General features: G+C 63.0%; 11 protein-coding genes. 8 read left to right on the top strand and 3 right to left on the bottom strand.

The window, feature by feature from the left end; all coding sequences use genetic code 11:
- Positions 1–86: 86 nt before the first annotated feature.
- Complete coding sequence (locus OCV80_RS04905; protein ID WP_021749688.1) at positions 87–1136, bottom strand: zinc-binding dehydrogenase; 1050 nt, start codon at positions 1134–1136, stop codon at positions 87–89.
- 200 nt (positions 1137–1336) lie between these two features.
- Between OCV80_RS04905 and OCV80_RS04900 the strand changes: the two genes are divergently transcribed.
- Both OCV80_RS04900 and OCV80_RS04895 read left to right on the top strand, forming a co-directional pair.
- Positions 1337–1987: a Crp/Fnr family transcriptional regulator gene (locus tag OCV80_RS04900; RefSeq protein WP_021749687.1), complete on the top strand. Its 651-nt coding sequence runs from the start codon at positions 1337–1339 to the stop codon at positions 1985–1987.
- 170 nt (positions 1988–2157) lie between these two features.
- Complete coding sequence (locus OCV80_RS04895; RefSeq protein WP_256264416.1) at positions 2158–2283, top strand: hypothetical protein; 126 nt, start codon at positions 2158–2160, stop codon at positions 2281–2283.
- A 233-nt stretch (positions 2284–2516) separates the two neighbouring features.
- On the opposite strand, the gene OCV80_RS04890 is transcribed toward OCV80_RS04895, so the two are convergent.
- Positions 2517–3884, bottom strand: a complete 1368-nt coding sequence (locus OCV80_RS04890) for a S1C family serine protease (RefSeq protein WP_136891478.1) — start codon at positions 3882–3884, stop codon at positions 2517–2519.
- 218 nt (positions 3885–4102) lie between these two features.
- Here OCV80_RS04890 and OCV80_RS04885 point away from each other — a divergent pair, with 218 nt between their 5' ends.
- From OCV80_RS04885 to OCV80_RS04870, 4 genes are read left to right on the top strand one after another with little or no spacing between them, the layout of a single operon-like run.
- Complete coding sequence (locus OCV80_RS04885; RefSeq protein WP_119311875.1) at positions 4103–5713, top strand: NAD(P)/FAD-dependent oxidoreductase; 1611 nt, start codon at positions 4103–4105, stop codon at positions 5711–5713.
- Positions 5710–6681 (top strand): D-2-hydroxyacid dehydrogenase, encoded by a 972-nt coding sequence (locus OCV80_RS04880; RefSeq protein WP_119310580.1) that lies wholly within the window; start codon positions 5710–5712, stop codon positions 6679–6681. The genes OCV80_RS04885 and OCV80_RS04880 overlap by 4 nt, the downstream gene beginning before the upstream one ends.
- A 58-nt stretch (positions 6682–6739) precedes the next feature.
- On the top strand, positions 6740–7222 hold the full coding sequence (locus OCV80_RS04875) for a helix-turn-helix domain-containing protein (protein ID WP_021749681.1): 483 nt from the start codon (positions 6740–6742) through the stop codon (positions 7220–7222).
- A 37-nt stretch (positions 7223–7259) separates the two neighbouring features.
- A complete protein-coding gene (locus OCV80_RS04870; RefSeq protein ID WP_267288251.1) occupies positions 7260–8450 on the top strand; it encodes an iron-containing alcohol dehydrogenase in 1191 nt (396 codons plus the stop codon).
- A gap of 52 nt (positions 8451–8502) precedes the next feature.
- Here OCV80_RS04870 and OCV80_RS04865 read toward each other — a convergent pair whose 3' ends face one another.
- Positions 8503–9351 carry an AraC family transcriptional regulator gene (locus OCV80_RS04865; protein WP_021749678.1) on the bottom strand — a complete coding sequence of 283 codons (849 nt, stop codon included), beginning with the start codon at positions 9349–9351 and terminating at the stop codon, positions 8503–8505.
- 242 nt (positions 9352–9593) lie between these two features.
- Here OCV80_RS04865 and thyA point away from each other — a divergent pair, with 242 nt between their 5' ends.
- Complete coding sequence (gene thyA, locus OCV80_RS04860; protein WP_021749676.1) at positions 9594–10424, top strand: thymidylate synthase; 831 nt, start codon at positions 9594–9596, stop codon at positions 10422–10424.
- Between the two features lie 13 nt (positions 10425–10437).
- A partial coding sequence (locus OCV80_RS04855; RefSeq protein WP_267288250.1) for a dihydrofolate reductase occupies positions 10438–10762 on the top strand: 325 nt, incomplete at its 3' end.

Here is a 10762-nt window from a genome sequence, read left to right as displayed (position 1 = left end):
TTCAGGATCGTTCAGCATCTCCGGGCCGGGTCAGGGTCCGCCGCAGAATGGGCACAGTCTCCTCCTGCCTGTTCTGCGGGGCGGGATCAGGGATACAGGATCATCTTGCCGGGCACGCCGCTGTGGATCTGCGCCAGAGCGGCCTCAAAGTCCTTCATGGGGAAGCGGCCACCGATGACCTGATCCAGCTTGAAATAGGGTCCCTTCATGACCTTGGCGAAGTCCTCCCAGGTCTCCCAGATCTTCCGTCCGGAGACGCCGGTCAGCTGGACCTCCCGATAGACCAGGTCGTCGGTCATGTCGTGGAAGGTGATGGGCTTGGTGGGCAGTCCCACGCACACCAGACGGCCCGCAGCCCGCAGGCACTTGAGGGCGCTGTTGAGGGCGGGCTCCGCGCCGGTGATGTCGATGGCCGCGTCCACGCCCACGCCGCCGGTCAGAGTCCTGACCTCCGCCGGCAGGTCGCACTTGGCGCTGTTGAGCACCGCGTCGGCGCCCATCTTCTTGGCCACCTCCAGCTTCTCATCGATCAGGTCGCAGGCGATGACCTTGACAGCGCCGAAGGTCTTGCTGGCGCTGATGGCTGTCAGACCGATGGGGCCGCAGCCGCTGACCAGCACGGTCTTTCCGTTGACCTCCGCCGCCTCCACGCCGTGAATCCCAGCGCCCATGGGCTCGAACATGCAGGCCGCCTCGTCGGTGACGTCATCCTCCAACAGGAACGTGCAGTCCCAGCGGATCTTGGCGTATTCGGCGAAGGCTCCGTTCTGGGTGCAGCCGAACAGCTTCACGTTCTTGCAGATGTGTGGCATCCCGTTCTTGCAGAAATAGCACTCGCCGCAGGGAATATGGGACTCGCAGGACACCCGGTCGCCCACCTTGCGCTCCGTGACGTTTTTTCCCACCGCCACGATCTCGCCGGCTGTCTCATGGCCCACGGTAACGGGGGCCTTGATCCGCTTCTGGGACCACTCGTCCCATTCCATGATGTGCAGATCCGTGCCGCAGATGGCCGAGCAGTGGACCTTGATGAGGACTTCATCGTCATTGATCTCCGGGATCGACAGGTCAGTGTGATAGACCAGGCCGGACGGGGCGTTGACCTCCTTGACAAGGCCGCACATGGTATCCTTCATTGTCAGCTCCTCCTTTTTGATCCGCGCCGCGCGGCATTCTGACCGAGCCGCTCAGTCGGGATATGCTTATTGTAAAGGGAGAGCCGGCGGCCAGATTGTAACAGGTGATACAAATGCATCTTGTGGAATGGGAGAAAATCTGCTACTATTTTTGTTGATGTTGATATGGAATCCTCTCAGGAAAGGAGGCGGGATGCCCCGTGTCCGGCGACATCCAGATCAGCCCCCACGTGGGGGAGCTTTTTGTCAAATACGGCGTCAGACGCCAGTACCGCAGCGGCGAGGTCCTGCTGGAAAAGGGTGCGCTGTCCGCACAGGCAGGCTTTCTGGTCAAGGGGCAGCTCCGCACCTTCTGCCTCGGTCCCAGCGGAGATGAGATCTCCCTCTTTTACCTGGGACCCGGCAATCTGTTCGGCAGCAGCGCCCTGGTGTATCACGCCAAGGTCATGGTCAGCGTGTCCGCCATCTCTCCGGCGGAGGTCTATCTGCTGGCGGCAGACCGCTTTTGGAAGCTGTGGCAGGAGCACGGCTATCCTCCCCAGGACCTGATGGCCCATTTTGTGCGGCGGATCACCATGCTGTCCGACTATATCTGCTGTTCCCACTTTCTGGAGGATGACAAGCGGGTGGCCTATTTCCTGCACACCTGCTGCGCCAGCTCCGGTCCCTCCATTCCGTACACCCACGAGCAGATCGCGGCCATCACCGGTATGAGCCGTGTCTCCGTCACCCGCATCCTCAAACAGTTTCGGGAGGCCGGCATCCTCCGCCAGTCTTACCGCAGGATCGAGATTCTGGCCCCCCAGCGGCTGTCTGAGGTCTTTGCCTCCCTGGGATATTTTCTGGACTGAGCCCCTTTCGGAAAGCGCAAAAAATTTTTCCGAAAAGGGGCTTGCTTTTTTGGCTCATTGGCGCTAAGATATCGTTAAGAGGTCGTTAAGAATCCGTTAATATTTTTATATTCATGACAACTTTTCGTAAATAAATCCTCGAATCCGAATCGGGAAGGAGGTGTCCTCTCATGGAAGTCGGCGGCTATGTGATGCTCGCAATCGTTGCTGTCTTGGCGCTGGGCTGCATCAACAGCTCCATCAAGGCCCACAAAAACAAGCAGTCTGCTAAAGAGGAGGAGCCTGCCTCCAAATGATTCTGCTTTCCATCTCTCCCTTCATTTTTATTCAGTGCGGAAGCGGCGTCCATTTCGATGGACGCCGCTTCCATACTGGAAAGGCGCACCGCGGTTCCGCGGTGCGCCCTTTTCGTTCTATCTGAAATCTCCGCCGCCCGCCGCATCCGGCGGCTTTTTGCCCTTCCGCAGCATCTGCCGCAGAGCCGCCACCGGGCCGCAGAGTTATTTCTGGCTGCGGGAGTCTCCCGCCATCAGCCGAAGAAGTACTCGAAGAGGTCGTAAGGATTGGTGTACCCGCCGCCGTTCTGGGTGTTCTGATCCTGCTCCGTCTGGCCCTGCACAGCGGACTGCTGATCGGCAGACACGGCGCCCCAGGTCAGCTCCAGAGTGATGGTCTCACCCTGGCGGTAGACGGTCAGTGTGGAGGTATCGCCGGCCGCATAGCCCTTCTTGGCGGCGGTCAGGTCCTCCAGGGAGGTGATCTCCGTGCCGTCGATGGCGGTGATAACGTCGCCCAACTGCAGGCCCGCCGCAGCCGCCGGACTGCCGTCCTCCACAGAGTATACGAAGGCACCCTGGCTGATATCATAGCGGTACTGCTGGGCCATGCCGCTGGTCAGGGTGCCGATGGTGGCGCCCAGATAGGCCTTGTTGCTCACATAGCCGTTGGTCATGATGTCCTGGATCATGCTGATGACGTCATTGATGGGGATAGCGAAGCCCAAGCCCTCCACACTCTCGCCGGAGCTGCCGTAGCTGGAGTATTTGGCGGACACGATACCCACCACCTCACCGTAGCCGTTCAGCAGCGGGCCGCCGGAGTTGCCGGGGTTGATGGAGGTATCGGTCTGGATCATATTGAAGGGCGTGCCGTCCACGTTGATGGTGCGGTTCACGCTGGAGACCATGCCGCCGCTCATGGAGAACGTCAGGTCCCCCAGGGGGTTGCCAATGGCCAGAACCCGGTCGCCCACATTCAGCTTCTCACTGTCGCCCAGGGTGACGGCCTGCAGGCCGGAGGCCTCGATCTTGATGACCGCGATGTCGTAGTCCTCATCGCCGCCCACATACTGGGCGTTGTATTCATCGCCGTTATACAAGGTGACCTTCACGGTCTGTGCGTCCTCCACCACATGGTAGTTGGTGACAATATAGCCATCCGTGGTGAGAATGAAGCCGGAGCCGGAGGATGCCGTTTGTACCGGCTGGCCGAAGAAGTTGTTGCTGTTGGTCCCGGTGACATTGATAGACACCACGCTGTTGACATTGGCGGCGTAAACCTCCGCGTCGCTCATCGCCGTCTTGCCGTCCACGGTTTTCAGTGCGACCTGACTGACGGTGCGGCCGCTGACGTTGACCGAGGTCTCGTCGCCGCTTCTGCCGACGCCCCAGACAATGCCGCCGCCCACGGCGCCGCCCAGCAGGGCGCAGCACAGGGCCAGGGCCGTCACCTTCAGTCCAATGCGGTTTTTCTTCACAGGCTTCATCTCCTGCACGGGCTGCTGCGGCCCGCTGTTATGGTCCTGTACCGGGCCGGGCTGGGGAGCCGGATGCGCCTCCGCCTCGCTGCCGTCCTTCCGGTAGGTGTAGTGATAGAGATTGTGTTCGTCGTTATACATAATGATTGCCTCCTATTATGTATCCCGCTCATCCATTGTTTAGAACAGAGGATAACATGGGATCGTGTCAAAAGTATGAAGTTTCTGATTCCAATTTTTGAATTGTCCTGGACGGCGCTCCGGAAAAAACCGGAAGCTTTTCAGGGGCTCTTCCTTGAACCTTTGACTGAAGTATAGTATGCTTATCTTAAACACATCTGAAAGGAACTTTGAACAAGGTGTTAAGAATCGATTCCATCAAGCTCCCGCCGGAGGCCGGCATGGCGGAGCTGGCCGCTGAGGCCGCCCGGCTGCTCCGGATGCGGGAGAAGGACATTCTCTCCCTGCGCTTACTCCGCCGCAGTGTGGACGCCCGGGAAGAAGTCCGCCTGGTCTACACGGTGGAGGTCGCGGTCAAGGAGGAGTCCGCTATTCTCCGCCGAGCCAGGAGCCGGAAGATCAGCCGGGCCGCACAGGCCCCGGCGTACACGCCGCCGTCTCCCCTGCCTGCGCCGGCGGTGCCTCCCGTGGTGGTGGGCGCCGGGCCCGCGGGGCTCTTCGCCGCCCTGGTGCTGGCCCAGGCGGGGCTGCGCCCCATCCTGCTGGAGCGGGGCCGCCCGGTGGAGCGGCGGAAGGCGGATGTGGAACGGTTCTGGGCCACGGGAGAGCTGGACCTGACCTCCAATGTCCAATTCGGCGAGGGCGGCGCAGGAGCCTTCTCGGACGGGAAGCTGAACACCGGCACACGCGACCCCCGCCACCGCTTTATCCTGGAGACGTTGTTATCCTGCGGCGCTCCGGAGGATATTTTGATCGATGCCAAACCCCATGTGGGCACGGATTATCTCCACACCGTTCTGGTAAACCTGCGCCGCCGTCTGCTGGAACTGGGAACGGACATCCGGTTTGAGAGCCGGCTGGCGGATCTGGACATCCGGGACGGCGCCCTGCGGGGCATCACCGCGGAGGGGCCGGAGGGCGTTTATACCCTTCCCTGCTCCCACCTGCTCCTCTGCCCAGGGCACTCCGCCCGGGACACCTTCGCCATGCTCCATAAAAGGGGTGTGCCCATGGAGGCCAAGCCCTTCGCCGTGGGGGTGCGGATCGAACACCGGCAGGCGGACTGCGACGCCGCCCAATACCGGCAGTACGCCGGGCATCCCGGGCTTCCGGTGTCTACCTACAAGCTCTCCTGCCATCTGCCCGGCGGCCGGGCGGCCTACTCCTTCTGCGTCTGCCCCGGCGGGGAGGTGGTGGCGGCCGCTTCTGAGGCGGAGCGGGTGGTCACCAACGGCATGAGCGAATTCGCCCGGGACAAGGAGAATATCAATGGCGGCCTACTGGTGAACGTGACGCCAGAGGACTATGGCGGGGCGGAAGATCCCCTGGCGGGTATCGCCTTCCAGCGGAAGCTGGAGTCTGCAGCCTACGCTCTGGGGGGTGGGGACTACCGGGCCCCGGCCCAGCGGGTGGGGGACTTTCTGGCGGGGCGCCCCTCCGTCGGCCCAGGCCGAGTGCACCCCAGCTACCGCCCCGGCGTCACCTGGACGGACCTGCGCCGGTGCCTGCCGCCCTTCGTGGCGGATACCATTGCCGGGGCGCTCCCCCTGCTGGGGCAGAAGCTCCGGGGCTACGACGATCCGGACGCCGTCCTGACGGCGGTGGAGAGCCGTTCCTCCTCCCCTGTGCGCATCCCACGGGATGGGACCTGCCAGTCCTCTCTCCGGGGCCTGTACCCCTGCGGCGAGGGAGCCGGCTATGCCGGCGGCATCCTCTCCGCCGCCGCGGATGGGATGCACTGTGCCGAGCAACTCTGTCAATCCATTCAAAAGGAGTCTGATTGTTTATGAATCGCAATATCTGCATCTATCAGGAATTCCTCACGGAAGCCCACAAGGACCGGATCCGGGAGACCGCCCGCCGGACGGGCTTCACCCCCCATTTCTTCAACCTGGACCAGTTTGAGGAGGCGAAGGACTGCCTCCAGCACTGCGAGGTTCTGTACGCCCATTCCGCTGACCTTCTGCGCGCCGCTCCCGCTACGCTGAAGTGGTACTGCTGCTCCTTTGCCGGGGTGGACCTCTACTGCAAGGACCCTGGCCTGTTCGCCAACCCGGACTGCCTGCTGACCAACTCCAACGTCTACGGCGTTACCATCGCCGAGCATGTGGTGATGGTGACCCTGATGCTGCTGCGGCGGATGCCGGAGTACATCGAAATCGTCCGAGGCCACGGCTGGTCCAATCAGTTGCCCGTCCGCTCCATCCGGGACAACGAATTCACCATCCTGGGCACCGGGGATATCGGACGCCATGTGGCGGACCGGCTGCGGGGCATGGGGGCCGCGAAGATCGTGGGTCTCAGCCGCAGCGGAAAGCCCCACCCCGCCTTCGACGAGGTGTATCCCATCTCCGCTCTGGACGACGTGCTGCCCCGCACAAAAATCCTGGTGATGGCCCTGCCCAGCACGCCGGAGACCGTTCACATCCTGAACCGGGAGCGGATCGCCCTGCTGCCCGCCGACGCCTGCGTCATCAACGTGGGCCGTGGCACCGCTCTGGACCAGAAGGCCCTGGCGGAGGCCCTGAACAGCGGAAAGCTGGCAGGCGCCGCCCTGGACGTGATGGACCCGGAGCCTCTGCCCCAGGACGATCCTCTGTGGGACGCCCGGAACATCATTCTCACCCCCCACGTCTCCGGCAACATGACCCTGGGCTACACCTGCGACGAAAACGTAGCCCGCTTCTGTGCCGATCTGGAGAACTACGCCGCCGGGCGCCCGCTGGCGGGACTGGTGGACCGGAACCGGGGATATTAAGCAGTCCGCCGGGGCAGGCCAGTGATATACGAAAGCTATTTGCGAAAGGAGTTTTCCCATGACCATCGGCGAAAAAATCACCCAGAGGCGGCTGGCTGCCCACCTCTCTCAGGAGATTCTGGCAGAGCGGCTGGGCGTCTCCACGCAGGACGTCAGCCGCTGGGAGAGCGGCGAGGTCCTTCCTGATGCGGAAAAGCTTCTCCAATTGTGCCGCGTCTTCGGCATCTCCGCCGATGAACTGCTGGGGGAGAATGCCAAGGCTGATGATGCGTCCGACTTCCTGTCTCTTCCACTGTGGCGGTGGAGTCTCCGGGTGATCTCTCCGCCTCTGGCCTTCGCAGGAACAGCAGCCGCCTTGACAGGGCTGACCGGAGCTGTCTATCATGCACTGACCGCAGACCAGTGGTACACCGATTTCGGCCGCTTCGGCACTGCTCTGCGCAGCACCTGGTGCGGGGCCGTTCTCTCAGCGGGGCTTCTCCTGCTGGCGATAGCTCTGGCCCTGCTGGTATTTGAGGTGCTTCTATCCAAGCGGGACTGATTATGTTGTTGAATTTTTAAGGAAAGGAACTTCATCCATGAACAACTTCACCTTCTACTCCCCCACCCTCTTCACCTTCGGCGATGGAGAAGAGAAAAACACCGGCGCGCTGGTGCGCCGGTTCGGCGGCAGCCGGGTACTGCTGGTCACCGGCGGCGGGTCCGTCCGCCGCAACGGCGCCTATGACGCCGTCACCGCCTCCCTGGAGGCCGCGGGCATCCCCTTTACAGAGCTCTCCGGCGTCCAGGCCAACCCCCGCAGCGGCAAGGTATACGAGGGCATCGACCTGGTCCGGCGGACCGGCGCGGACTTCCTGCTGGCACTGGGCGGCGGCAGTGTCATCGACACCGCCAAGGCCATCGGCTTCGGCGCGCTGTACAAGGGGGATTTCTGGGATTTCTTCACCGGCGCCGCCAAGATCGAGAAGACGCTGCCCGTGGGCGTGGTGCTGACTATCTCCGCCGCCGGCAGCGAGGGGTCCGACAGCTGCGTCATCACCCAGGAGCGGGGCAACCTGAAGTGGGGTTGCCCCAAGACGGATGTCATCCGCCCGAAATTCGCCGTGCTGAACCCCCGGTTCACCTGTTCCCTGCCTGCCTACCAGACCGCCAGCGGCGCGGTGGACATGATGGCCCACATCATGGAGCGGTACTTCACCAACACTCCCGACGTGGGGCTGACGGACCGGCTGTGCGAGGCCCTGCTGAAGACCGTGCTGGACGCGGCCCCCAAGGCCATTGCCGATCCCAATGACTACGCCGCCCGGGCGGACCTGATGTGGGCAGGGATGCTGGCCCACAACAACTCCTGCGGCGTGGGCCGGGAGCAGGACTGGGCCAGCCACCAGATCGAGCATGAGCTCTCCGCCTTCTACGACTGCGCCCACGGCGCGGGTCTTGCGGTGATCCTGCCCGCCTGGATGGAGTACGTGCTGCCCCATGATCCCGTCCGGCTGGCCCAGTTCGCCGTGCGGGTCTTCGGCTGTGAGATGAACTTTGCGGACCCGGAGGCCACCGCCCGCCAGGGCATCGAGAAGCTGTGCCTCTTCTTCCACTCCCTGGGGATGCCCATCACCTTTGACGAGCTGGGAGCCAAGGCCAAAGACATCCCGGACATGGTGGCCCACCGGGCGGAGAAGCCCGGCGGCTTCCCCTTCGGCGGCTTCGTGAAGATCCAGCCCGCGGACATGGAGGCTATCCTCCGCCTGGCAGCCGGCGAGGCCCAGTAACAGCAAGCCCGCCCGGGGAGCGATCCCCGGGCGGGCTTTTGCCGTATCCTCGTCACCGGAACTCCCGGGGACTCATGTGGAAGGTGCCGCGGAAGGCCCGCAGGAAGGTGGAATACTCCTCAAATCCGGCCTGCTCCGCCGCCTTCATCACCGGCACGCCGGCGCGGATCAGCTCCCCGGCCCGCAGCAGCCGCTTCTGGCTGATGTACTGGTGGACCGTGTAGCCGGTGACGGCCTTGAACCGGTGCATCAGATAGTACCGGCTGATGAAAAACCGCTTGGAGAGGGACTCCACCGTCAGCTCCTCTCCCAGATGGTCCAGAATGTACCGGAGCACCTCCTCCATCTTGGGGTCCACCCGGTAGCTGTCCCGCTCCTCCTGGGCGGTGCGGGAGCGCAGCACATCCCGGTTCACGTCGATCAGCATCTGCTGGCAGAGGGTATCCGCCATGCGGGCGGCGCCGAAGCTCCGGTCCCGCAGGGCCTCCTCCAGCTGCTGGATGCGCTGCATATAGTGGAGCCGCCGCTCTGCGTCGAAGCGCAGCAGGTGGAACCCCCGCTCCCGGGTGGTGTCGAAGCAGGTGTCCAGCGCCTCGCCGGGGTCGCTGCGCCGCTCCAGCCACTCCCGTCCCAGCCAGATCACCACCCGCTCATAGGGCTCCGCCGGGTCGATGATGGGCCGGTGGATCAGGTCGTGTCCCACCAGCAGCAGGTCCCAGGGCTGAAGGAAGTAGGTGACGCCCTCCACCACATAGGTGACCTTTCCCCCCAGGAGAAGGATCAGCTTGTCAAAGGCGTGGTAGTGATAGTCCACCTTCTGGGCCCGGCTGTCCTTCAGGTGGAACAGCCGGAAGTCCTCCTTTAGATAGCCCCGCTTGTTGATCTCCTTCCGGTCCGGCATCTCCCGCCTCCTTTTCCGCCCGCCGGAGCATCCGCCGGGTCACTCTTCGGCCGTGGAACCGGGCGCCGCGCCCGATGAGGCAGGGCCCGTTTTGCAGGTATTCTACCACACATAGCCGATTTTCACAACAGGCACAGGAAAAGACGCCCCCAATTTGGCGGCCGGGGCTTCATCTGCCGATTGTGTTTTTCTCCCGGATTTGCTATACTGAAAAAAATACCCAACGCTGAGGAGGGACCCCCATGAGCCGTGCCGATGCGCTCTTTCTGCAAAACTGCCGGGACATTCTGGACCACGGGGTCTGGGACACAGACCTGCCCGTCCGTCCCCATTGGGAGGACGGTACTCCCGCCCACACTGTGAAAAAATTCGGGATCGTCAACCGCTATGACCTTCAGGAGGAGTTCCCCATCCTGACCCTCCGCCGGACCTACTGGAAGACCGCGGTGGACGAACTGCTGTGGATCTGGCAGAAGAAGTCCAACAACATCCACGACCTGAACGGCCACATCTGGGATGAGTGGGCGGATCCGGACGGCTCCATCGGCAAGGCCTATGGCTATCAGCTCTCCATCAAGCACCAGTATCCCGAAGGGGAGATGGACCAGGTGGACCGGGTGCTGTACGACCTGAAGCACAACCCCGCCTCCCGCCGCATCCTCACCAGTCTCTACAACCACCAGGATCTCCATGAGATGAATCTGTACCCCTGCGCCTGGTCCATGACCTTCAACGTCTCCGGGAATGTCCTCAACGCCATTTTGAACCAGCGGAGCCAGGACATGCTGGCCGCCAACAACTGGAATGTAGTGCAGTACGCGGTGCTGGTCCACATGCTGGCCCAGGTCAGCGGCCTGGTGCCCGGCGAACTGGTCCACGTGATCGCGGACGCCCATATCTACGACCGCCATGTGCCCATCATTGAAAAGATGCTGGCCCAGACGCCGTCCCCGGCGCCGGTGTTCCGGATGGACCCGTCCGTGACGGACTTCTACGCCTTTACCCGGGACAGCTTCTCCCTGGAGGACTACATCCCCGCCCCCTTCGAGGACCAGATCCCCATCGCTATTTGAGGAGGCCTGCGCTGTGAATGCCATCGTCGTCGTCGATCAAAACTGGGCCATCGGCCGGGACAATGATCTGCTCTTCTCCCTGCCTACGGACATGAAGCGCTTTCGCTCCCTCACCCTGGGGGGCACGGTCATCCTGGGCCGCCGGACGCTGGACTCCTTTCCCGGCGGGCGGCCCCTGCCCAAGCGGCGGAACATCGTCATCACCCACTGCCCGGACTTTTCCCGGGAGGGAGCGGAGACCGTCTCCAGTCTGGCGGCCATGCGGGAGGCCACAGCCGGTACCCCGCCGGACCAGCTGTGGGTCATCGGCGGCGGCAGCATCTACGCCGCTCTGCTCT

Source organism: Oscillibacter acetigenes (assembly GCF_025567605.1).
Taxonomy (GTDB): Bacteria; Bacillota; Clostridia; order Oscillospirales; family Oscillospiraceae; genus Oscillibacter; species Oscillibacter welbionis.
Note: the sequence above shows the minus strand (reverse complement) of the source record. Positions and strands in the feature narration are given on the sequence as shown.

Bases quoted from the DNA above. Each gene is read 5' to 3' on its own strand.
- OCV80_RS04880 (WP_119310580.1), top strand. From the start codon at position 5,710: ATGAATCGCAATATCTGCATCTATCAGGAATTCCTCACGGAAGCCCAC.
- OCV80_RS04865 (WP_021749678.1), bottom strand. From the start codon at position 9,351: ATGCCGGACCGGAAGGAGATCAACAAGCGGGGCTATCTAAAGGAGGAC.
- OCV80_RS04870 (WP_267288251.1), top strand. From the start codon at position 7,260: ATGAACAACTTCACCTTCTACTCCCCCACCCTCTTCACCTTCGGCGAT.
- thyA (WP_021749676.1), top strand. From the start codon at position 9,594: ATGAGCCGTGCCGATGCGCTCTTTCTGCAAAACTGCCGGGACATTCTG.
- OCV80_RS04875 (WP_021749681.1), top strand. From the start codon at position 6,740: ATGACCATCGGCGAAAAAATCACCCAGAGGCGGCTGGCTGCCCACCTC.
- OCV80_RS04890 (WP_136891478.1), bottom strand. From the start codon at position 3,884: ATGTATAACGACGAACACAATCTCTATCACTACACCTACCGGAAGGAC.
- OCV80_RS04895 (WP_256264416.1), top strand. From the start codon at position 2,158: ATGGAAGTCGGCGGCTATGTGATGCTCGCAATCGTTGCTGTCTTGGCG.
- OCV80_RS04905 (WP_021749688.1), bottom strand. From the start codon at position 1,136: ATGAAGGATACCATGTGCGGCCTTGTCAAGGAGGTCAACGCCCCGTCC.